The organism is Rheinheimera sp. 1928-s, assembly GCF_029269265.1.
Taxonomy (GTDB): Bacteria; Pseudomonadota; Gammaproteobacteria; order Enterobacterales; family Alteromonadaceae; genus Pararheinheimera.
In genome coordinates this window covers 68361-90014 of the sequence record NZ_JARIXP010000007.1, presented here as the reverse complement: position 1 = coordinate 90014, position 21654 = coordinate 68361, and the positions used below count along the sequence as shown (strand labels likewise).

Sequence of the window (21654 nt, the reverse complement as noted above, 5' to 3'; positions counted from 1 at the left end):
GCTCAGAGTATGATTCCGCCACCATTTCTAGATTGGGCTGTTTGGGCAAATCTCGATCAACACAGAGATGTAGAGCTAATTCTGCTAAAAGGCCATTTGTTTCTTGAGATATTTCTTACCTCAGGGTTAAGCCTACGCACTTCTTTGACAGGGCCACAGATTAAGAATCTCTCTTTTTCAGCCAAAGCTAGAGTTCTGGCAGAGACTGATGAACAGTTGTCGAAGGTCTTGGAACATGCAAAGTCGCTTAATAAACTTCGCAACAAACTTGCTCACGAACCATTCCCTGATGAGCTTAAAGCAGAATTAAACGATTGGTCTGAACAAGTTCTATTTTCTTACTCTATCCAAAAGTACCAGAAATATACAAGTAGGACAAAAATCACACAGGCAATTGCGGCGCTTGCGCGAAACATCTATGAGTTATCCTATAATGAGCTCAAAGCAGTGCCTTGTTCCAACAAGGAGTAAAATATTAATAATGAACTCAATTTTAGAACAGTTCGTGCGCTACCGGTCCAAAAGCTATGCTTTTTAGCACCTCTCGACCCTAAACCATCAACTAAAACTGTCAGCTCAAACAATCACCACAATCAATCTATCAATTCAAATGCTCACTATGCAGCCAGTTGATCAGTTCTATCGCAGGCATAGGCTTGGCGAATAAATAACCCTGGATCAGATAACACTGGCGGCTGCTGAAAAAGGCCAGTTGCTGTTCGGTTTCCACACCTTCGGCGACACAACTCATACCTAAGCTGCCAGCCATCGACAAAATGGCTTCGATAATGGTTTCATCATCTGGATCTATGCCAATGTCTTTGACAAAACTGCGGTCAATTTTAATGGCATCTATTGGCAGTTCTTTTAAGTATTTTAACGAAGAATAGCCGGTACCGAAGTCATCCAAAGCCAGCTGAATACCCAGTTGGTTCAGCGCCAGCATAGTGGTAATGGCTTTTTCATGGTCACGCATCAGTGCGCTTTCGGTCACTTCATAACGCAAACAAGAGGCGGGCAACTGGTATTTATGCAGCAGCTTTTCGGTATGTTCCGCCAGGGACAGTTGTTCTAAATGACTGGTGGATAAATTCACGGACAAATACAAATCTAAACCTGCCTGACGCCATTGCTGTAAATCGACCAAAGCCCGTTCCAGCAAAGATAAAGTCATAGGAATAATTAAACGTAAATCTTCTGCCATAGGAATAAATTCGGTTGGCGGAATCAGGGTGTTTTTATGACTCCAGCGCATTAATACTTCAACCCCTATCACGGACTGGCTACGGCAATCGACAATAGGCTGGTAGTAGTTAATAAATTCGCCATCTTTAAAGGCTTGTCGTAACTGGGTTTCTTTGGCCAGTTGCATATGGGCTTTTTCGTTCATCTCGGCAATAAAAAACTGGAAGTTATTACGGCCCAAATCTTTGGCGTGATACATGGCAACGTCAGCATGTTTTAATAGCGAGTTGGCGTCTGTAGCATCGTCCGGATACACAGCTATACCAATACTTGGAGATACGCTGACGGTATGAGTGCCTAATTGCATAGGCTCGCCAATGGATTGCAGCATTTTGCGAGCTACATGACTGATGTTGTCATCGTTTTTATAGCTTTCCAGCAGCACCACAAATTCATCACCGCCTAAACGGGCTATGGTGTCGGTTTCTCTTAAGGTGGCACGCAAACGCTTGGCCACTTCCTGCAGTAACTGATCGCCTACATCATGGCCTAAAGAGTCGTTGACCTGTTTAAATTTATCCAAATCGATAAAACACAAGGCCAGAGATTTTTTCGCGCGTTTAGCCTGTTCAATACCATGCTGAATACGATCCATCAGCAAAGTACGGTTAGGTAAGCCAGTTAGCGAGTCATAACTGGCTAAATAACGTAGTTCTTCTTCTGCTACTTTTTGCGCTGTGATGTCAGTAAACACCAAGACAAAAAACTCTACTTTATCCACATCACCAATAGCGCTGATATTGATCAGGGCAGGGCGCTCTTTACCGTCTGGTGTATGCACCAGCTCTTCACCTTGCCAGTGTTGGTTGACGGTTAAACCCCGTAACAACGAGGTGTAAAAACGACGGCGTTGCAGGCTGATGCCCAGATGGTGAGTTTTTGGGCTAACCAGATACTGGTCGACAGAACCAAACACATCGGCAAAAGACTGGTTGGCTGCAATCACTCTTTGACTGGCATCTAAAATCACCACCCAATCACGGGTTTGCTGGAAAGCTTCACCAAAAAGCCTGGCTTTTTCCTGGTTCGCTCTGGTTTCGGTAATATTGCTGAAGGTGCCAATGACGCGCTCTGGTTGGCCTTCGTCATCTACTTCAGCTACTTTACCTATGTCACGGAACCACAGCCATTTGCCATTTTTATGTTGCATACGGTAGGTGTGATCAAAGGTTTTATCCGGTGTTTGCATCAGTTTTAGCCAGGCTTGCTGATAAGCGTCTTTATCTTCCGGATGCAATAAAGACAAATGCTGGCTCATCGCCAGCGGATTGAGCGCTTCCTGGTACCCCAGCATGCTGTAAATACGGGACGCAAACATAATGTTTTTGCGGGCATGCCATTCCCAGGCGCCACTGTCGATGGAATCCAGTGCTTGTTTTAAGCGCTGCTCACTGGCTGTTACTTTGGCATGAGCTACTTTGAGCATACGTTGCTGTTTTTGCCGGGTTCGCAGGTAAAACAACATCACAATCAGGGTGACAGAAGCATAAGCCATATAGGCCCAGTAACTCAACCAGGGGGCAGGTTCAACTCTTAAGCGCACAGAGGCCACTTCGCTTTCAAGGCCTGTCACTGGCGACACTGCCACCACGTTAAACTGATAATCGCCCGGAGTCAGCTGAGGGAACATCACAGAACTGGAGCTTTGCTCAGGAAAAACTAAACGCTGTGGGCCGTCCAGCCAATAACGGTAACGCATTTTACCGCTATCCCGGAAGTTCAGGCTGGAGTAACTGATAGTTAAGCCCTGACTGTCATAAGGCAAACTAAAGAATTGACCTGATAAATCAGTCAGCGGGCTTTCTATAGGTGAAGACAATAAATCCAGTTGAGTAATAACAATACGGGGCTTACGTCTGGGCTCTATCAGCGCAACAGGCGACAGTAAGTTGATGCCCCGAATGGAGCCAAACACCATCTCGCCATTACTTAAGGTTTTACTGCTTTGGACGATAAATTCATTGCTGGATAAACCATCTTTTTTGCTGAATTGCTCTATATGCAGGGTATCGACATTTAACGAAGATACACCATGCAAACTGGAGAACCAGATATGCCCCAGTTGATCGCGGTTCACTGCATAAACCACATTAGTGTTCAGTTTATTTTTACTATGAAAATGATGTTTCAGCTGCATAGTGTTGGCATCAAAAGCCAACAAGCCTATATCTGCCGCACTGAACCATAAGGTATTGTTTTTATCCAAAGCCATCTGATCGGCAAAACGCATACTAAAAGCCGGACTTGCTTCAGCCTGGTACAACAGCTTTAACTCTGTTGTTTTTTCATTGTATAACCAGAGTTTTTCATAAGCAGACAGCACCAGCCAGTCTGGCTGACCAGGCCATTTACCCAAAACAGACCGCACCCCGTTGGCTGGCAACTTTTGGTTTAATGCCGTTAGTTCTTCAATCTGGCCTGTTTTAGCCTGGTACAGATAAAAACTGTCTCTGGTCAGCAGGTAAAAAGGCTGTTGCTGATTAAGCCAACTGCCTGGCCGCGCGTTTTGCAGCACAGCCAGTTGCTCCGGCTCTGCGACAGGGGCTGGTTGCAGCTCTTTGTTTTGACTGGAAAAGTAGTTCAGACCACTGGAGGATACAAACCATAAATCGCCAGCTGTATCCATCGACAAATTCATAATGGTGCTGGTATGCCAAATGGCTTTTGGATCCGGGTTGACCAGAAAGTGCTGAGCTTGCTGAGTTTCCAGATTTAATAAGTTCAGGCCATTGCGGCTGCCAAGCCACAGCTCTTCTGTGTTTTTTTCAACAATGGACGTAATTTTGTCGTTGCTTAAAGCATCAGGTCCTGTTTGCGTAAAGCTGCGAATTGCTTTACTGCGGGGGTGCCAATAATAAGCACCTTCAAAACGACTGCCAAGCCAAAAACCACCCTGACCATCCTCTTGTAAAGCCACTATATTGTCGTCGGATAAATTAAAATTGCTGTCGCTGAATTTGAGTAGCAGTTCTGTGCTGTTTTGCTCTGGTGTATAACGCAACAAACCACGCTCTGTAGCCACTAATAAATGATCAGACTGGATCTTAATTTGCCAGACATTAGGCCCGGCAATCAGCTCTTTGCTCGCTGGAGTTTGCCCTGTTTTTAAAAACTGCTTAATTGCCGATAGTTCCAGTTGATACAAGCCTTCGACAGTACCTATCAGCAGATGCTGATCCTGAATTTGTAAAGCTTTGACATGACGTTGATAGTCCAACGACTGGCCTGGGGGTAAATGAGGCACCAGCTTCAGTTGTTTGGTGGGTTTGTCATACAACACTAAGCCATGACTGGTACCCAGCAGTATCCACTCCGGGGATTGTAACAGCACGCGGATATTGGCAGTGGCTAACTCTATATCGGCCAGTCTGGCTAAAACAGTCAGTTGGCTTTTGTCTGTGTGATAGCTGTATAGCTCTGTTCTGGTACTGAGCAGTAAGTGTTCGTCGTCTGACTGGATCAAATTGACAAACCGATTTTGCAGTGTCGCGGTGCCGGGCAAGGACGCATGTAAAAACAACTCTGCTTTGAGTGGATCAAAAACATATAAGCCAGAACGTGGCGCTAAAGCCCACAATCTTTGTTTTGAATCTAACAATAATTGAGTAAAAGCCAGGCTTTGTAATTGAGGGGAGTCAGCACCAATCAACAGGTTTTTATAGCCATCGTAGCGGTTTAAACCCGCATCAGTGGCAACCCATAAAAAGCCCTGACGGTCGAGTAACAAATCGTTGACTGAACCCTGAGATAAGTTTTGATCCGGTGTTAATGGCTGCAATAGCGGTGCAGCCATTGCAGATTTGCAAAAGCAACAGAGCAGCAACAGGCCGCAAACATAGCGCAACAGGGCGAAAACAGGCAAAACGATTCCTCTACAGGTCTGGTTATTATTTTTATAGGTGTCAATCTGCCGCAAGAAGCCTAAGAAAATACAGTGAATGGCGTTATAAAGTCCAGCATAGTTCTAAAGAAATTTACAAAAACAGCCAGCTTGTTAATAGATAAACCACAGGACTTGTAACAGACTGAAAATAAATACAAAAAGAGCCGAATACAGCTGAAATTGCCGGTTTAGTTTAACAGAACCAAGCAAATCACTGACCTGAGGTAAATGGGCTGCGCCAAGTCGTTGTCGCTGATTTTTCTGTTGTTGGTACATGACGGGGCCAGCCAGATTGACACGCAAAGCTGAAGCCAAAGCACCCAGAATAAGCAGATGTGGCAAACACAACTTCAAACGTGAAGCTTCACGCCAGTGCCGGAATGCACCTGTAATATCGGTCAACATGGCCAACAGCAAGGCCGTGATCAGAATGGCAGGAAAGCTGGCCCATTGAGTTAACAAAGAAGCGGGGCGGCCAAAATAGCGGAAGTTACTGTATTTATCGTTCCACTGTTGATTACATAAAAGCAATAAACGATAAGCCACTGCGGCTAAACCACCGCCAATTAAAAACCAGAAACTGACTCCTATCCATTGTTTAGCAGTACGAAGCCATAGCATTTCGATCGTGGCTTTACATAAGCCTGTGCTGCTTAAACCTTGAGTCTGGCGTAATACCAGAGGTTGTAACAGATCTTTGGCTCTGCTGTTTTGTTGCTGACTGACTGCTAGGGCTATTTTGTGACTTTGTTTGCGGTAGTAAACAAAATCCAGACAAAAATACAGCAACAGCCCATCCAGCACCAAAGGCCAATCGGATAACCAGTACAAAGGCGCAAGCAAACCGAGCGTAGGCAAGATCACTAAAGCTAAAGCTAAACTGCCGGATATCAGCTGCTGACTGGTTGCCCGGTTTGGATCAGGATGAACTTTTGCGGCCAGTTGTTTGGCAAAAATGCGGAAAAAGGTTAAAGGCTGATAATCCTGCGGCAATAATAACTGGCTGCCAAGCAACCAAATGCTTAGCAGTACCAGTGGATAAGCCGAAAGATCGTCCAGCCAATACGGCATTTAGCTTAACTGAACCTTTTTCAGGTTTTTCAGCAGTTCCAGCACCATGGCAGAACTGTTTTTAGAGGCGATTTCTAAATAAGCTTCAAAAGAAGTAGGGGACTCTTTGCCTGCAATATCACTTAAGCTGCGGATCACCACAAATGGAGTCTTGAGCTGATAACAAGCCTGAGCTATGGCTGCTCCTTCCATTTCTACAGCGAGCATGGTTGGGAATTGTGCACGGGTTTGAGCAATACGCTCAGGCTGGCACATAAACACATCACCTGTGGTGATTAAGCCTTTTTTAGTTTTGCAAAAACCTAAGGTAGTGATGCTTTGCTCAGCTGCGCTAATCAAAGCCGGATGGGCGGTAAAAGCTGCTGGCATACGTGGCACCTGACCCATTTCATAACCAAAAGCTGTGACATCTACATCGTGATGGCGCACTTCAGAAGATATCACCACATCACCTACATTCAATTCCGGGTCAAAACCACCGGCTGAACCTGTATTGATCACGCAGTCCGGTTTGAACTGGCTAATCATTAAAGTGGTGGCGACTGCAGAAGCTACTTTACCTATGCCTGATTGCACTAAAACGACTTCAGTGTCGGCCAGACGACCCCGATAAAATTCATAGTCGGCCAGTTTGACACTGGTCATATCGCTTAACTGAGCTTTTAAAATTGCAATCTCCGGCTCCATAGCGCCGATAATACCCACAAGTTGCATCTGCCGATCCCCTCTAAAAGAAAGGGCAGATGATAACATCTGCCCTTTATTAATTACACCCGAACAATAGGCGGGCGGGGATAAACCGCCGCCCCTACATCATTACATTGATTTATGGATAGCTATGGTTTTGGCTTGCTGATTATTGGTCAGGGTTCCTGCCTGATAATCACGAATGGCTTGCTCAATTTCCTCTGGCTTGTTCATCACAAAGGGACCGTATTGCACTACCGGCTCTTTTATTGGCTTGGCTGCTAACAGGATAAAACGCGCTTTATCTTTTGCAGATACCGTAACCTTGTCGCCATCGGTCAGCACAGCACCATGATGATTGGCCACTTTTAAGCCTTCAACAAACACCTCGCCTTCAAAAGGATAAACATAAGCGTTATGACCAGCCGTGACTGGAAAAGTCAGGCTTTGACCTGCTTCTAACTGCACATCCAGGTACAAAGGTTCAGTCGATAAGCCAAAAATAGGACCACGAACAATGTTGCCATTCAGCTCTGTTTCGCCAGCTATGACTTTGACAAAACTTTGCGCCGTTAAATTTACCAGCGGAATGTCGGAGGCCGGAATATCGACATAAGCGGCTTCTTTCATTTTTTCTGCGGCGGGTAAATTAATCCACAGCTGAAAACCACGCATCAGACCAGATTCCTGCTGCGGCATTTCTGAGTGAATAATGCCACGGCCTGCCGTCATCCACTGTACGCCACCACTGGTTAAATGGCCCTGATTGCCAAGGTGATCTTCGTGCAACATATGACCATCGAGCATATAAGTGACGGTTTCAAAACCACGGTGTGGATGCGCCGGGAAACCAGCAATGTAGTCATCGGCCTGGTCTGAGCCAAAAGCGTCCAGCATTAAAAACGGGTCCAGTCGCACAGCCTGACTTTGGCCCAGACTACGTTTAATTTTTACGCCAGCGCCATCAGAGGCCAGCATGGCAGGGATCAATTGTTTTAAAGTACGGGCTGTCATGTTCACTTCACCTATTCAGTGGTTGTTGATAGGTCTATTAAAACAGCTCTTTAATCGAAGCAATAGCGGATAGTTTTGCTTTGAGTGTTCTAAAAATTTGAACGTTCAATTGCCCTCTAGTTGAAACAAGCCCAAGGCCTGCGCAGTGTTTTGTTCATGTTTCAATAGCCAGTCTTTGCGCTCTAAGCCGCCAGCGTAGCCGGTTAAGGTGCCATTGGCTCCTATCACTCTGTGGCAGGGCACAATAATGGTCAGAGGGTTACGGCCATTGGCTGCACCTACGGCCCTTACTGCTTTTGGGTTATTCAGTGCATGGGCAATATCGCTGTAGCTGCGAAGCTGTGCAAAAGGGATTTGACTCAGCTGCTGCCAGACTGCTTGTTGAAATTCAGTGCCAATGGCGGCTAAGGGCAAATCAAATTGCTGCAAGGTGCCTTTAAAATACGCATCAAACTGAGCTTTGCAGTCCTGCAATAACATATCGTTGCTGTGATCCGGTGCCTCTGTAGTATCGCGAAATAAAATAGACTCAATTCCCTTGGTATTGGCAGTGACAACCAAAGGTCCTAAAGGGGTGACAAATTGCAGTTGTTTCATTCGGTTGTCTCCTTAGTCGCAGGGCGGGATAAGCTAAACCACAGTTGGAAGGTGGCATAACTGCGCCAGGGGGCCAGTTGCTCTGGGGTGATATCACCATGACGTTTTAAGGCTTTTTGCACACCTAAATCACCACCTAACCAGATATCCGGATCGGCAAGGCCACGCATTTTGCTGTACGCCACAGTCCAGGGCCCTATGCCTTTAAGTTTTAACCAGTCATCCGGCGTGCTTTGAGGTTCTGCTATCACAGTAGAGGCCAGCTGCTTTAACGTATCGCGTCTGGCTTGCGGCACTTTAAGCATTAAAAGCTCGTTTTGACGTATAGCTTCCGGCGTTGGAAACAGCTTTTTCTCTGGATCATCAGCTAATGGTTCCGCTAATTCTGTCAGTAACCTATTCAACTGAGTACGAGCCCCCTGCACACTAACTTGCTGGCCTAAAATAGCCCGCACCGCTGCTTCAAAAGGGGTCCATAAACCCGGCAGTCGTAAGCCTGATTCCAGAAAGTCACCAAAAACCGGCGCCAGTTGTTGTTCTATCTGCGGCATATTGGCATCTAAATCGGCCAGTTGGCGAATACGTTGCAGCACTGAGGTCAGTTCCTGCTGGCTCGGCCAATGCAGTTTTAACTGCATCACACCTTCTTTCACCGGACTTAACTCAAACCAGCCATGCACCAGTCCTTCTGCGGTTGGCCAGCTAAAAGTTCTGCCATAAGCATCACCTTTCACCCACTCCATGCCATCCAGAGTACGCTGACGCCAGAAATCCAGCTGAGCTTGCCAGTTTAAAGGCGGCCTGTAACTAAGTTGTAATTCAATCACGGATGAGTGTCCTGTCATTTTTTTACGGCGAATTTGACTTGGGTTTAACAGCAACTGCTGCTTAAAGGCATCGTTAAAACGCCGGATACTGTGAAAACCAGATAAAGCGGCGATCTGATGTACGGGCAATTGGCTTTGATGCAACAGCTGCTTGGCCAAAAGCACTTGTTGGTACAAAGCATATTGTTTGGGCGCAACCCCTAAATGCTGCTGAAACAGCTTACGTAAATAACGTTCGCTGATGCCAAGGCGCGAAGCTAAAGCGGCCTGATCGCCATGCACCAAAGCTCCTTCAGCTATCAGCTTTAAAGCACGCCGGACACTGGTTTCCACGCCCAACCAGGCTGGCGACTGTGGCGCACTGTCGGGTCTGCAACGTAAACAAGGCCGATAACCTGCTGATGCTGCGGCGGCTGCGCAGGAAAAATAACTCACCTGATGTTCAGCCGGAGACTTTGCCGGGCAAATAGTGCGGCAATAAATACCAGTGCTTTTTACCGCAATAAAAAACAGGCCATCAAAACGGCTGTCACGCGATAAACGGGCTTGTTGGCAGACCAAGGGATCCAGCATGGCGAAGACTCATCAGCAGAAACTAAACAGAGTGTACCTTGGCGACAGAAAAAAAGCTGGCCGGATCCGGTACTGAAAGAAAAGCTTTTTCTAAGAGGGATCGCAAGCCAGAGACTGCAGGTTGAATACAGACAGCTATAGTTAAGCTATGCCTCTGCACTTCTTCAACTCGTGCGAATAGACATTAATGTGAAGGAAAGCTGTATGGAACAACACTTTAATGCCCAGCCAACTGAAGGCTCTGATGACGATGAACTGTTGTTTGCCGTTGATGCTGAAACGGATGACGATCAGCGACTCAGCTGGACAGTGCTTATTGTCGATGATGAACCAGAAATACATCAGATCACTTTATTGGCGCTACGTGATTTTAGTTTTCAGCAACATAAACTGCAGTTTATCAGTGCTTACAGTGCCGCCGAAGCCCGGCATATTCTGGAGACTAACAGCAACATAGCGCTGATACTGCTGGATGTTGTGATGGAAACTGACGATGCTGGCCTTGTGCTGGTGCGCTACATTCGTGACAGCCTGCAAAACCAGCTGGTGCGTATTATTTTGCGCACAGGTCAGCCGGGCCAGGCGCCCGAGCATCGCATAGTGCTGGATTATGATATCAATGATTACCGCTCTAAAACTGAACTGACAGTGCAGCGGCTGACGACCAGTGTGGTGTCTGCGTTAAGAGCCTATATGGCGATTGAACAGTTGGCGCAGCTTAACGCCAGCCTGGAACAGCAAGTGCAGGCCAGAACAGAGCAATTGCAGAGCAGTAATCAACAATTACAGCACTCTTTGGCAGAGCTGGAGGCGGGTGAAAAAGCCGGTAAGCAAGTGCAGTTTAAAATGTTACCACCACCAAGTTTCCATTGTGCTGAATATCAGTTTTGCCATGCCTTGTATCCATCTGAATTTATGAGTGGTGATTTTGTCGATTACTTTGCGGTCGATGAGCATAAGGTGGCGTTTTATATTGCCGATGTGTCAGGTCACGGCGTGGCATCCGCCTTTGTCACTGTGTATTTGAAGCGTTTTATCAGCGCTAAACTGGAACGTTATCAGCGTGGAACCTGCGACCATATTATTGATCCCGCTGCTGTATTGGCTGAATTAAACAAAGAGCTGCTGAAGGAAAAAATCGGCAAATACATAGCGCTGTTTTATGCGGTGCTGGACACCCGGACTGCAGAAATAACCTATTCCAATGCTGGGGCATTTCCCTGGCCTTTGCTTGTGCAACAGCAGCATGGCAGCTATCTGGAATTAAAAAGTACCCCAGTGGGTATGTTTGATTTTGCGAATTACACGAACCAACACTTGTTGATACAGGAAAACAGCAGCTTAGTGTTGTGGTCCGACGGTGTGTTAGATGTATTGCCACAACAAAACACAGAGCAGAAACTGCAGCATTTATTGCAGGTTAGTGCGGAGCAAACCGACATCGCCGCTTTGCTAAAGGCTTTAGCCATAGATCCAACACAGCCTTTGCCCGACGATTTAACTATACTGAAGTTAACCCGCCACTCACGCAGATAAAGGGCAAACCTATGACAACACCACAAGATCAAATTCTGTTCGCCTGCGTTGAACATTGCTGTTTTTTCAAATTGCGTGGTGAGTTGCGTTATACCAATGCCACTGGCATGGACGATTTGGTTGAACGGCTGTTTTCTGCACAGATCCAGTGTAACCAGCTTGTGGTAGATTTAAACGAAGCCAGTTTTATGGACAGCACCTACATTGGTTTACTGGCCAGTCTGGCTCGCTATTGTCAGCAGCAAGATTTACCAAAACCTACTTTGTTTTCCACTCAGCCCCAGGTCAACGAACTGCTGTTTAGCCTTTGCCTGGATCAGGCTTTTGATATAGTGCAGCAGAGTACAGATGAAGAGTTCGATATGACCAGCGTTCAAGCTCAGCCTTATAGCGATCAGCAAAAAGGCTTGATGATCCTGCATGCACACGAAGCACTGATTGCATTGAATGAAAAAAACAGAAGCGAGTTTCAGTCGGTGGTGGATGTATTAAAGCAGCAGTTAGGTTGAGTGGTGAATTAATTTTCATTGATCGTCTGGTATTTTTCGGCAAAAAAATCTATCAGTACCCGTACTGAGGGCAACTGACCGCGTCGTGACGGGTACACCAGGTGGAGCACTTCACGCCTCGGTTCCCAATCAGGCAATACCCGGGTTAAACGACCATCTGCCAGCTCTTCTGTCAGCATAAGTTGTGGCAACTGCACTATGCCGACACCTGCTAAAGCCGCTGTTTTTAGTGTCATCATATCTGTGGTGATATAACGTGGTGTAAAGCTGATATTGGCCTGAGTACCGTCAGTGTGACACAACAGCCAGCTGTGTATTTCTTCTGGCCTGGCTCTGCTCATAGCGGGAAAAAGACTGAGATCATCCGGATTCTGTGGTGTGCCATACTGAGCGATTAAAGAAGGGGCTGCGACAAGACATTGGCCACGGTCAGACAACACTTTTAAAATCAGTTCGCTGTCCTCAAGTGGTAATGGCCTGGCCCTCAATGCCAGATCCAGTCCTTCGGCTATCACGTCGGCTCTGCGGTTGGTGGCTTCCAGGTGGATCTGCACTTTAGGGTAGCGCAGCATAAACTCTGACAACATTGAGCTGACATGAAAGTGCAGCAAGCCCACAGGGCAGGTGAGTCGCACCACACCAGCAGGTTCGGCGGCCAGCTCGTCAATCAGTTGCTGCGCAGCATTCGCTTCGACCAGCATAGCGCGGCAATGTTCATAATAACGTTGACCCACCTCAGTCACTATAAAATGACGGCTGGAACGCTGTAGCAAACGCACCCCCAGCCGTTCCTCCAGCAATGCAATACGTCGGCTGAGTTTAGATTTAGCTATACCTAAAGCCCGGCCTGCCGGAGCAAAACCGCCATGTTCTATGGATTGCACGTAATAATATAAGTCATTTAAATCCTGCATTTTTATCCTTCAGAGTTCTATTTTCAGAACGATGAGTCATAGTTTAGTAGTCTATCCATGTTTTGGCATTGGTTTTAAGCTTATGGCATGGCTAGCACTGGCTAACCTTTGTACCATAGGAGAAAAACTGATGAACAAGCCTTATGTAAGACTGGATAAAAACAATGCGGCTGTGCTGCTGGTTGATCACCAGACGGGTTTATTATCACTGGTGCGAGATATAGATCCGGATCGGTTTAAAAACAATGTGCTGGCATTGGCTGATTTAGCCAAATACTTTAATTTACCTACTATTCTGACCACCAGTTTTGAACAGGGACCTAATGGCCCCTTGGTACCTGAACTTAAAAATACCTTCCCGGATGCCCCTTATATCGCCAGACCAGGACAAATTAATGCTTGGGATAACGACGACTTTGTCAAAGCAGTCAAAGCTACGGGCAAAAAGCAGCTGATTATCGCTGGTGTGGTGACAGAAGTTTGTGTGGCATTTCCAACTTTATCCGCTTTGGCAGAGGGCTTTGACGTGTTTGTAGTGACGGATGCTTCTGGTACTTTTAACGAACTGACCCGTGATTCAGCCTGGGACCGAATGTCGTCAGCCGGTGCTCAGTTGATCACCTGGTTTGGTGTCGCCTGTGAACTGCACCGCGACTGGCGTAACGATGTGGACGGTTTGGGGCAGCTGTTTTCAAATCATATTCCGGATTATCGTAATCTGATCAACAGCTATGTGACCTTAACTGCGGCTAAGTAAGCTCAAGTAATACAATCAGGGCGCAAAGTTGCGCCCTTTATCCGGTTGTACATTTTATTTCCCGCTATACTAAAACCGCTTTTTAACTTCCCGTGCACTATTAAAAGGAGAAGGTTATGTCCGACGTTCAGGCTATTCCGGCGGGTTACGCTGCAGTATTGCCTTATCTGGTGATCAAAAATGCGGCGGCGGCACTGGATTTTTATCAGAAAGCTTTTGGTGCCGAAACCATAATGCGGATGAATATGCCGTCCGGTGCTGTAATGCATGCCGAAATGCGTATAGGCGGTGCAGTATTTATGCTCAGTGAGCAGAGTGATGAGTGGGGCACAAAAAGCCCGGATATGCTGGGCAGCAGCCCTGTCACGCTGATGGTGTATGTACCTGATGTGGATGCTTTTGTCGAGCGTGCTGCAGCGGCTGGGGCCACTGTGACCATGCCGGTATCAGACCAATTCTGGGGCGATCGCAGTGGCTGTTTACAAGACCCGTTTGGCCATCTGTGGATGATCTCCACTCATATTGAAGATGTGTCTGAAGAAGAAATGGCAAAACGCTCTGCGCAGATGTTTGGGCCTCACTGATCTCAACAGTCATCATAAAATAGTTACTCAACAAGGGCGCAGTAATGCGCCCTTGACCTTTGTGCTGATTGCTCACAGCACTAAAGTACTACCGCGCTTTTTAGCTGTTCCATCTATAGTTTTTTTCACGCCAAAGCCTGCTGCTGTAGTTGCTAACGAACAAACAGGGAAGGGCTGCGTTGCTTCGGTGTTCATCAAAACAATAAAGATAAGGAACAGACAAAGTGAAAAAATACTCTTTCGCTATGGCGGCTTTAGTGGCGCTGGGACTTACAGCTTTACCTGCTTTTGCCGGTAGCTGGCAGCAAAATCAGGCGGTAGGCGGCTTTAACAAAGTACATTTATATACCCCGGATTCAGTATCTTCTATTGGTCAGGGCCGGGGCTTGCTGGTGGTATTGCATGGCTGTACTCAGTCGGTTGATGCTTATTTAACCGCCAATCTGGCGCAAGCGGCTGAGCAATATGGTTTAGTGATCGCAGTACCTGATGCAATGAATAAAGCGGGTTTTGGCTGCTGGTCCTACTGGCAGGGCACCAGAAACCGCAGCAGTGGTGACTATAAAAATCTGATTAACCTTGCCACAGCATTAATGGCCAACCCAGGTTATCAGATAGATCCGAATCAGGTCTATATTGCCGGTTTATCCTCTGGTGCATCTTTTGCTCATACCACAGCTTGTATTGCACCTGATATTTTTGCTGGTGTGGGCGTGAGTGCTGGCCCAAGCATAGGCACCAGCTCCAATGGTGCTCTTGGGCCTTGTGAAACCGCAGATGTTGCCACACGTTGTAACCAATACGCCGGCAGTTATTCCAGTCATTTCAGCAGCCAGATTGCCTCTATTGCCCATGGCCGTAACGACACCACAGTAAACCTTTGCTATAACGAGCAAAATGCCAATGGCATGGCCGATTTATACAACGTCAGCCGATTGGCTGGTGAAAACCTGATTAGCAATGGCTCGGGCCGTACTGCAGATGAAAGCTTATGGCAAAACGGTCGGGTGTCTATGTTGTGGCTCAATAATGTCGATCATGCCTGGTCTGGTGGTCAGGGCGCCAGCGGCTCTTATATCAATGGCAACGGTATTAACTATGCCAGTTATCTGGGGCAGTATTTTAGCGACAACAACCAAAGGGTAAATCGCAATAGTGCGCCAGAACTGAGCACTATCAGCGTTACACAAAATAACAGCGTGATCAGTGTCAGTGGTAAAGCCACGGATGCCGATCCCATCAGTGTCAACGCCAGTTTTACTAACAGCATAAACCAGACGGTGAGTGTCAGCGCAGCGCCCAACACAACAGGCAACTTCAGTCTGAACAGTCCGGTTTTGGTTAATGACTGGTATCAAATTACAGTGACAGCCACCGACAGCGAAGGTTTGGTAAGTGACCCTTACAGCAGCTCAGTTTTACTAGGGCCACCACCTCCAGCCACAGCACCAGAGCTGAGTGAGCTGGCCGTTGTTATGGATGGTCAATGCGCTACAGTCACTGGGCGGGTATTTGATCTGAACCGTGATTTAGCCTCAGTGAGCGTGGAGTTCAGCACTGGCACTGTGGTTGCCACTTTGAACGGCGATTTATTCAGTGCCCAGCGTTGTGGTTTAGCTGGAGGCAGCAATACGGCCTTAGTCACAGCGCTGGATGCAGAAGGCCTGTTTAGCTCTGAGCTACTGAACTTCAGTATAGACGCGGGACAAAATGCGACTCTTGACCAACATATTGCTGCAGGCCGTTTGGATTACACCAACTATGCCAACTGCTATTTGGAATACAGCACCGCCAGTTTTATATTGCGTGAGCAACTGGTCACAGGCAATCAATGCCGCTGGCAGGATAATGACGCCAGTTGTTTTGGCCCTACTCTTAGTTGCAGTGCCGGAGGAGGGGACGATGGTGGCGGTCCAACACCACCTTCACCGGCAGATTGTGTGCAGTTCAGTACCAATAACTACAGTCACAAACTGGCAGGCCGGGCTTACAGCTCAGGTAATATTTATACGCCGAATTATTTTGCTACAGGCAGCAATACAGCATTGGCAGGTTCCACCTGGGGAGTCAGTGTTTTATCGTCCAGCAGCAGCGGTTATTGGCAACTGGGCGCTTGCCCCCAATAGTTAAATTGCCGCTAGGTTGTCGCTGAATAAAAACAGGGTAGGACCTAATGTCTTACCCTGTTTTTTGTCTGAAATGACCAGTGAATTAAGCAGCGATAGGTTGCATACAAGCAATGGATCGGCTAAGGATAAATGACAGAAAAAAGCAAAAACGGACTTCATGCACAGCCTGTCCGCTTGATCTGGTGAAGGCTGCAAGGCCGCAGGCCCCGAATACCGCAGCTTGTTAGCTGCCCACTTTGCTTACCAGTAGAGTCAGTTTTTTATCGCCAATTTCCATGGACGCTTCTTTATCGTAGGCCAGGATAAATGACGGGGTTATAGTGTCACTGCCAAAGGTCACAGCAGTAGCAACACCGACAGTTTGATCCTGCTTGGGTGTGATAGTTAGGTTGTAGCTAAAGTCATCACCTAGAGTAAAGGATGCCGTTTGGTCCGCCTCTACTATCAGCATGGGGGCCGCAACTAACTCACCATTCTTAAAAAAAGAAGTCGAAACCTGATAGGTTTCAGCGGCAAAACAGGCCACAGAGGCCAACAAAGAGGCGGCTAATAAACTTACCTTAACTTTCATTTTAATGTCCTTATGTACTATGAAGGTGAAAACAGCTGACTATTTAGCGCCTTATCTGGCGTTCACAATGGGTCAAGGTCTGTGAAACTATAGGGCGCTTTTTGTTGTCCATCTGATACTAATGGTATTTTTACATTGAGGGAACAACTGGCCCTCAGATCAATTTTGGGCCAGTTGAAACAGTCTGTCGTATTGTTGCTGATTAATGCCGTAGCGCTTCAGCGGAATAATCTCTGCTTGATCGGTGTCTTTTAAACTTAGTTTTAATAATTTGGAGTCAGGGGATAACTCAAAACAGCTGATTTCTTTCCAGCAATAGCGCTTCATACCTGATACCGGATCACCAAATTGAATACCTTGCTCACTGGCAACAAAAATGCGCTGCGGCCTTATCCCGACTTGTATTGAAAGCACCAAAGCTATGGCTGGCCCCATTACAATCATTGCGACCAGTTTCCCTGCATTGCTATTCCCTGTGCTCAGAACATCGGAAATGTAGTGGTAGCCAATAAAGGTTGCAGTCCACAGGGCGATATTCAACAGGATGATTTTTAACGCTTTTATACCTGCACTTTGGCTTCGTTCCCGTAGTTCAAATTCCATTTTTTATAATTTTCCATAGGCTTAGGCTATGAAAATACACTACATAGTTGCAGAACCAAGGTCAATTTCTGAGACAAACTCTACTTCTGTCCCTCACACTTTCAAATCAATCTGCTGCAATAAACCCACCTTTTTATCTTCGGTGATAAAAATTGAGCTGCGCTCCAGCCGGCCTTGTACTTCGTCTTTGTGGCGCAAGCTAAAAGGTGTGGCAATAGAATCGACACTCAGGGCCATAACGCCCATTTCTTTTAAGCTATAAAGGCCTTTATCTTCAGGGCGCCACAACCATAAACTTTGCCAGATTGGATCCTGCTGATCGATCAGGCCGTTTTGGTCTTGATCAAAAGCGGCCAGTTCGGCAAAACCTTCACCTGTGCTGGGGCCAAATAATTCTTTGCCAGAATCAACTACACCATTGTTATTGCTGTCTTTGACCAGATAATACTGACCTTGTGCCAGTTGCTGGATCTGTTTGGCATTGTCGGTCAGATGAAAAGCTGTAGTTTGGCCCGTCAGTTCAACAGGGCGGCCGTTAAAGCTCATCACTAATGGGTCTTTCATCGGCTGTTCTGTGCGTTCACTGTAGCTGAATGCTTCGTAGCTCATGGCAAATTGCATCGACCAGCTAAAACTGCTGCCATCGTCCAGAGCTACTGAACCTGAAAAATCAGCACTGACGGCTTCGTAACGATAGGACCATTCACGAATAGTGACGCCAGAAGCATTTTGATTTTCAAGCTGTGCTGGTTGGGTTGTGGTGGTTGAACCATTCAAGGCCCGGTTTAATTCTGCCGGGTCTACCCAGCCTTTTAACTCTTCACCTGTCAGTTGTTCCAGCAAACGTTTAATAGTGCCAATGGAATATACAGCGTTAAAAAGACCATCGTCACTCTTGGCTTCTTTAGTATCTGCAGCTTTTGACTCAGGCATATTTTCTGCGGGAATAACATTAGCCGAAGGTAACAGAGAAGTCTGAGTTAAACTTCTGTTATCCTTTGTTACAGTTAAGCTGTCATTTCGCTCTGGACTCACAGTGCGACCTGAATACAATAACTGCTGATTGCTGGAGTTCTGTTGTTGCTTGATGCTGAGGATTTGCATTTTGGCTCCCCCTCTTACTTAGGCTTAACGACTGTATCGACCATAATTGTACAAACTTTAATCAGGGCCTTAATCATGTTAGAAAATTTTTTCCGTCAGTTGACGACAGATCCAGACAGCATTAGTTTTCAGCAAAGCATAGAGCTGATTGAAAGCTTATACGATTTTACTGAAACTGCTTTTCAGAATGGCGATAAGCACAATGCCGCTGGTGAAAACAATGGTTCCTGCAAGATTTTAGCTTTTGCGTTGTTACACCGTTTGTCGGAACCACAAGCTTTGCAGATGTTTGGTGATTATTACCGTGTGGATGTGTTATCAAGCCCGGCAGGCTCAGATCACGCCAATATCAGACAGTTTATGCAACACGGTTGGGATGGCATTGAATTCAGCGGTCAGGCGTTAAGCCCAAAATCCGTTTAAGCGGATTGGGCTTGGGGCAGATTGCAGATACGATTCATCGTTGCCTGAATTTTTTGCGGGGTAAAAGGTTTGGCCATAAATCCACTGGCCCCTCCTTCGACACTGCGTTTTACATTTTCCACAGTGCTGTGTGCAGACATAATGACCACATGGCACTTGGGTTCTAAAGCTTTAATACGGCTTAACAGCTCATGGCCGTTACTGTCCGGTAATTCAATATCCAGAAAAATCACATCAGGATGATCAGTGCTGATAGCCATCAAGGCTTGTTGCCCTGTGCTGGCTTCTGCCACTTTTTCGGCACCCATAATGCGCAAATTTTGATTTAAGAAATAACGAACAGAACTGACGTCATCGACGATCAGTATAGAGGATTGATCTATAGTCATGCGCAACATCCTTGCTTGGGGCATTTACTTGACTTAAGCATGTCGTGATTTAGCTAAAAGCGCAATAAATAAACGATATTTTCCTGATAAAACCAGTTCAGCAGAGTAACGGATAAAAGGCATAAGCTGTAGGGGTGATAAAGCCGGGCAAAAACAGTTGTGTCTGAACGCTATGAAAAATAAAAAAGCGACTGGCTTTTTTGAGCTAAACCAGTCGCCTTGCTGCTTTTTATAGTAAGCCGTAAAGAAGATATTTCATTTCGGCACTCTTTATTTTAGTGCTATTTACTTTGACTCTGGTTCTGCAACTCTTGCAGCAAGCTCTGCCATGGCACCAGTTTCATATTCTGGCCTGCTTCCGGCATCCGGTTGCGGCCATCCTGCACGATCAAAGCGCCTTGTTCAAAACCAGGGCCTAAAGAGCGGGTTGTGACTTCAAGACCATCGGTTTCAGAAGCGCCATCTATGCCCAATTGAGGATTTGTGGTCACTCTGAATCTCAGACGTTCAGTGTAAGGTGCTGTTGCATCGTAAATCACATAGCTGTCATTGCCCTGACTGGACACCACCAGATAGCTGGCGCCATTATGTTCAGCCAGCGCTATGCCTTCTACGTCATCGACCAGACGTTTGCCATCCACCAGTATGATTTTTTCACCTTTGCTGTCGGCTTCTGCACCTGCTGCAAAACGCCATACTCCTTCATCTTCTTCGCCAACAAATAAAATACCGCGCTTGTCATCGGCAACACAGCCTTCAGGCTGACTTGGCACCTGTAAAGAACGCACTAAAGTGCCTTGCCAGTTTGTGCCATTGCTGTCGATGCGGTATTGCTCAATTAAGCCGGATTTATCATTAACAAAAACGTAAGGGGTGCCAGTTTTGGCATCCTGGTACATGCACAGGCCATAAATATCTTGCATTGAGGTTGGCACTTTACCGGCATTATGTAACTTCCCTTGCTGATCAATAGCAAAAAGTTGCAGGCTGTTGTCATCGCGTAAACTGGCTGCGGCGATGTCATGTTTTTTGCCTTGCCAGCTTAAGTTGTAACGCACATCCACATTATTTAAACGTCCGACGGCCAGTTGTTGCACTCGCTTGCCTTGCATACTGTACACATCAAGGCCAGCGCGTTTGTCGGTGCCGAGGATCAGGCTCAGCTCTGGTTGGGAAGGATGATGCCATACCGCAGGGTCATCCATCACATCACCACGTTGGCTGGCCGCTTCGGTTTGCAGCGTTGGTTTTACCTGTACCATGGCTGGTTTTGTGACTACAACACTAGTCATGGTTTCCTGCAGTGTCAGAGGTTGCACCGCATCTGCATCTTCATTGCTGATATAGGCTGTTGTGCTGTTGGCTTGCACTCTGACAGATAAGCCACTGGCGGCACTAAAGGCCGGAACAGCGTTTTGGCTTATCACTTCACCTTTGCTGCTGATATGCAGCAGTCTGGCCGGTTCTTCTTCCAGCGCCAGCAGGCTACTGTCTGGCAGCACTTGCAATGCCATAATTTCGCCTTGCAGCTGACCAAATGGCTGATTAACCTGAACTAAACTGCGGCCTTCATCTGCTTCTGGTTCTGCCTGATAAGACCAGATGGCTCTGTCTGCTTCAGAGATATAAAGCGCAGCAGTGTGCTGATCCACAGCACAAGCTTTGCTGTCATAAGGTACATTCAGTTCCCGTATCACCAGAGGCTCGGCCAACCACTCTTGCTGCTGTTGCAGCAATAATTGGTCAGCACCACCGCGGCCACCCAGTAAAAATAAGCTCAATTGCTGATTTTCGTGGCTCTGATAAAAACACAAGTCTTCAACCACTCTGCTGCTGATCAGTTGCTGTCTTATCAGCACTAAAGGCTTTTGTTCCGTTGGTGAAAAACGCCATAAGTACAAGCTGTTGTCGTTGCTGTCCATTGCTGCGACCAGCAGACTGTCTGCTGAAAGTGACTGCAAGGTCAGACGGTTAAAGCTGCCGCTGTAACTGCTGTGTTGGCTCTCGCCCAGCTTGATCTGTAAGCCCTGATCATCAGTGAATAGCTGATACTCAGCACCTGCAACTTGTACCTGTTGGTAATGGCTGGCTTTGATGTTCAGCGCTGTTGCAGCAGAAACTGATGTTGCAACTTGCTGCTGGGCTTTATCCGCCTGACAGGCGCTCAGTACAGTGGTCAGCGCCAGAGTGATGATGCTGAGTTTAAAAAAATCTGTAGTCGATATCATGCTGTTTTCC

The 21654-nt window shown here is 46.8% G+C and carries 19 protein-coding genes; 7 read left to right on the top strand and 12 right to left on the bottom strand.

Going from position 1 to position 21654, the window contains the following annotated elements:
• Nucleotides 1–9 precede the first annotated feature (9 nt).
• Nucleotides 10–471 (top strand): hypothetical protein, encoded by a 462-nt coding sequence (locus P3C17_RS17200; RefSeq protein WP_300930586.1) that lies wholly within the window; start codon nucleotides 10–12, stop codon nucleotides 469–471.
• A gap of 130 nt (nucleotides 472–601) precedes the next feature.
• Here the strand turns inward: P3C17_RS17200 and P3C17_RS17195 are convergent, their stop codons facing one another.
• The 6 genes from P3C17_RS17195 to P3C17_RS17170 all read right to left on the bottom strand — a co-directional run bounded on the left by P3C17_RS17195 (nucleotide 602) and on the right by P3C17_RS17170 (nucleotide 9897).
• Nucleotides 602–5038, bottom strand: a complete 4437-nt coding sequence (locus tag P3C17_RS17195) for an EAL domain-containing protein (RefSeq protein WP_300930585.1) — start codon at nucleotides 5036–5038, stop codon at nucleotides 602–604.
• Between the two features lie 201 nt (nucleotides 5039–5239).
• Nucleotides 5240–6199 (bottom strand): cobalamin biosynthesis protein, encoded by a 960-nt coding sequence (locus P3C17_RS17190; RefSeq protein WP_300930584.1) that lies wholly within the window; start codon nucleotides 6197–6199, stop codon nucleotides 5240–5242.
• On the bottom strand, nucleotides 6200–6913 hold the full coding sequence (gene mtnN / locus P3C17_RS17185; RefSeq protein ID WP_300930583.1) for a 5'-methylthioadenosine/S-adenosylhomocysteine nucleosidase: 714 nt from the start codon (nucleotides 6911–6913) through the stop codon (nucleotides 6200–6202).
• Nucleotides 6914–7015: 102 nt separating this feature from the next.
• On the bottom strand, nucleotides 7016–7900 hold the full coding sequence (locus P3C17_RS17180; RefSeq protein ID WP_300930582.1) for a pirin family protein: 885 nt from the start codon (nucleotides 7898–7900) through the stop codon (nucleotides 7016–7018).
• Between the two features lie 105 nt (nucleotides 7901–8005).
• Nucleotides 8006–8497 (bottom strand): methylated-DNA--[protein]-cysteine S-methyltransferase, encoded by a 492-nt coding sequence (locus tag P3C17_RS17175; RefSeq protein ID WP_300930581.1) that lies wholly within the window; start codon nucleotides 8495–8497, stop codon nucleotides 8006–8008.
• Nucleotides 8494–9897, bottom strand: a complete 1404-nt coding sequence (locus P3C17_RS17170) for an AlkA N-terminal domain-containing protein (RefSeq protein ID WP_300930580.1) — start codon at nucleotides 9895–9897, stop codon at nucleotides 8494–8496. The genes P3C17_RS17175 and P3C17_RS17170 overlap by 4 nt, the downstream gene beginning before the upstream one ends.
• 204 nt (nucleotides 9898–10101) lie before the next feature.
• Between P3C17_RS17170 and P3C17_RS17165 the strand changes: the two genes are divergently transcribed.
• Together P3C17_RS17165 and P3C17_RS17160 are read left to right on the top strand one after the other, a co-directional pair.
• Nucleotides 10102–11433, top strand: coding sequence for a response regulator (locus tag P3C17_RS17165; RefSeq protein WP_300930579.1), 1332 nt, complete (start codon nucleotides 10102–10104; stop codon nucleotides 11431–11433).
• Nucleotides 11434–11444: 11 nt separating this feature from the next.
• On the top strand, nucleotides 11445–11942 hold the full coding sequence (locus P3C17_RS17160) for an STAS domain-containing protein (protein WP_300930578.1): 498 nt from the start codon (nucleotides 11445–11447) through the stop codon (nucleotides 11940–11942).
• 8 nt (nucleotides 11943–11950) lie between these two features.
• Here P3C17_RS17160 and P3C17_RS17155 read toward each other — a convergent pair whose 3' ends face one another.
• Complete coding sequence (locus P3C17_RS17155; protein ID WP_300930577.1) at nucleotides 11951–12856, bottom strand: LysR family transcriptional regulator; 906 nt, start codon at nucleotides 12854–12856, stop codon at nucleotides 11951–11953.
• A 130-nt stretch (nucleotides 12857–12986) separates the two neighbouring features.
• Between P3C17_RS17155 and ycaC the strand changes: the two genes are divergently transcribed.
• From ycaC to P3C17_RS17140, 3 genes are all read left to right on the top strand, one after another.
• Nucleotides 12987–13613, top strand: coding sequence for an isochorismate family cysteine hydrolase YcaC (ycaC, locus tag P3C17_RS17150; RefSeq protein WP_300930576.1), 627 nt, complete (start codon nucleotides 12987–12989; stop codon nucleotides 13611–13613).
• A 116-nt stretch (nucleotides 13614–13729) separates the two neighbouring features.
• On the top strand, nucleotides 13730–14197 hold the full coding sequence (locus P3C17_RS17145) for a VOC family protein (protein WP_300930575.1): 468 nt from the start codon (nucleotides 13730–13732) through the stop codon (nucleotides 14195–14197).
• Between the two features lie 224 nt (nucleotides 14198–14421).
• A complete protein-coding gene (locus tag P3C17_RS17140; RefSeq protein ID WP_300930574.1) occupies nucleotides 14422–16323 on the top strand; it encodes a PHB depolymerase family esterase in 1902 nt (633 codons plus the stop codon).
• A 226-nt stretch (nucleotides 16324–16549) separates the two neighbouring features.
• Here P3C17_RS17140 and P3C17_RS17135 read toward each other — a convergent pair whose 3' ends face one another.
• The 3 genes from P3C17_RS17135 to P3C17_RS17125 all read right to left on the bottom strand — a co-directional run bounded on the left by P3C17_RS17135 (nucleotide 16550) and on the right by P3C17_RS17125 (nucleotide 18604).
• Nucleotides 16550–16897 (bottom strand): hypothetical protein, encoded by a 348-nt coding sequence (locus P3C17_RS17135; RefSeq protein ID WP_300930573.1) that lies wholly within the window; start codon nucleotides 16895–16897, stop codon nucleotides 16550–16552.
• A 159-nt stretch (nucleotides 16898–17056) separates the two neighbouring features.
• The gene (locus tag P3C17_RS17130; protein WP_300930572.1) at nucleotides 17057–17500 is read right to left on the bottom strand and encodes a hypothetical protein; all 444 of its coding nucleotides are present in this window, start codon (nucleotides 17498–17500) and stop codon (nucleotides 17057–17059) included.
• 93 nt (nucleotides 17501–17593) lie between these two features.
• Nucleotides 17594–18604 (bottom strand): hypothetical protein, encoded by a 1011-nt coding sequence (locus tag P3C17_RS17125; RefSeq protein WP_300930571.1) that lies wholly within the window; start codon nucleotides 18602–18604, stop codon nucleotides 17594–17596.
• Between the two features lie 75 nt (nucleotides 18605–18679).
• On the opposite strand from P3C17_RS17125, the gene P3C17_RS17120 reads away from it, so the two are divergent.
• On the top strand, nucleotides 18680–19027 hold the full coding sequence (locus P3C17_RS17120) for a HopJ type III effector protein (RefSeq protein WP_233079074.1): 348 nt from the start codon (nucleotides 18680–18682) through the stop codon (nucleotides 19025–19027).
• On the opposite strand, the gene P3C17_RS17115 is transcribed toward P3C17_RS17120, so the two are convergent.
• Together P3C17_RS17115 and P3C17_RS17110 are read right to left on the bottom strand one after the other, a co-directional pair.
• The gene (locus tag P3C17_RS17115; protein WP_300930570.1) at nucleotides 19024–19416 is read right to left on the bottom strand and encodes a response regulator; all 393 of its coding nucleotides are present in this window, start codon (nucleotides 19414–19416) and stop codon (nucleotides 19024–19026) included. The two genes, P3C17_RS17120 and P3C17_RS17115, sit on opposite strands and share 4 nt — an antisense overlap.
• 281 nt (nucleotides 19417–19697) lie before the next feature.
• On the bottom strand, nucleotides 19698–21644 hold the full coding sequence (locus tag P3C17_RS17110) for a phytase (RefSeq protein WP_300930569.1): 1947 nt from the start codon (nucleotides 21642–21644) through the stop codon (nucleotides 19698–19700).
• Nucleotides 21645–21654 lie beyond the last annotated feature (10 nt).

Coding starts and splice junctions, on each gene's coding strand:
- P3C17_RS17195 (WP_300930585.1), bottom strand. CDS start 5,038: ATGGCTGCACCGCTATTGCAGCCATTAACACCGGATCAAAACTTATCT.
- P3C17_RS17110 (WP_300930569.1), bottom strand. CDS start 21,644: ATGATATCGACTACAGATTTTTTTAAACTCAGCATCATCACTCTGGCG.
- P3C17_RS17155 (WP_300930577.1), bottom strand. CDS start 12,856: ATGCAGGATTTAAATGACTTATATTATTACGTGCAATCCATAGAACAT.
- P3C17_RS17145 (WP_300930575.1), top strand. CDS start 13,730: ATGTCCGACGTTCAGGCTATTCCGGCGGGTTACGCTGCAGTATTGCCT.
- mtnN (WP_300930583.1), bottom strand. CDS start 6,913: ATGCAACTTGTGGGTATTATCGGCGCTATGGAGCCGGAGATTGCAATT.
- P3C17_RS17160 (WP_300930578.1), top strand. CDS start 11,445: ATGACAACACCACAAGATCAAATTCTGTTCGCCTGCGTTGAACATTGC.
- P3C17_RS17175 (WP_300930581.1), bottom strand. CDS start 8,497: ATGAAACAACTGCAATTTGTCACCCCTTTAGGACCTTTGGTTGTCACT.
- P3C17_RS17200 (WP_300930586.1), top strand. CDS start 10: ATGATTCCGCCACCATTTCTAGATTGGGCTGTTTGGGCAAATCTCGAT.
- P3C17_RS17135 (WP_300930573.1), bottom strand. CDS start 16,897: ATGAAAGTTAAGGTAAGTTTATTAGCCGCCTCTTTGTTGGCCTCTGTG.
- P3C17_RS17180 (WP_300930582.1), bottom strand. CDS start 7,900: ATGACAGCCCGTACTTTAAAACAATTGATCCCTGCCATGCTGGCCTCT.
- P3C17_RS17190 (WP_300930584.1), bottom strand. CDS start 6,199: ATGCCGTATTGGCTGGACGATCTTTCGGCTTATCCACTGGTACTGCTA.
- P3C17_RS17130 (WP_300930572.1), bottom strand. CDS start 17,500: ATGGAATTTGAACTACGGGAACGAAGCCAAAGTGCAGGTATAAAAGCG.
- P3C17_RS17115 (WP_300930570.1), bottom strand. CDS start 19,416: ATGACTATAGATCAATCCTCTATACTGATCGTCGATGACGTCAGTTCT.
- P3C17_RS17125 (WP_300930571.1), bottom strand. CDS start 18,604: ATGCAAATCCTCAGCATCAAGCAACAACAGAACTCCAGCAATCAGCAG.
- P3C17_RS17120 (WP_233079074.1), top strand. CDS start 18,680: ATGTTAGAAAATTTTTTCCGTCAGTTGACGACAGATCCAGACAGCATT.
- ycaC (WP_300930576.1), top strand. CDS start 12,987: ATGAACAAGCCTTATGTAAGACTGGATAAAAACAATGCGGCTGTGCTG.
- P3C17_RS17170 (WP_300930580.1), bottom strand. CDS start 9,897: ATGCTGGATCCCTTGGTCTGCCAACAAGCCCGTTTATCGCGTGACAGC.
- P3C17_RS17165 (WP_300930579.1), top strand. CDS start 10,102: ATGGAACAACACTTTAATGCCCAGCCAACTGAAGGCTCTGATGACGAT.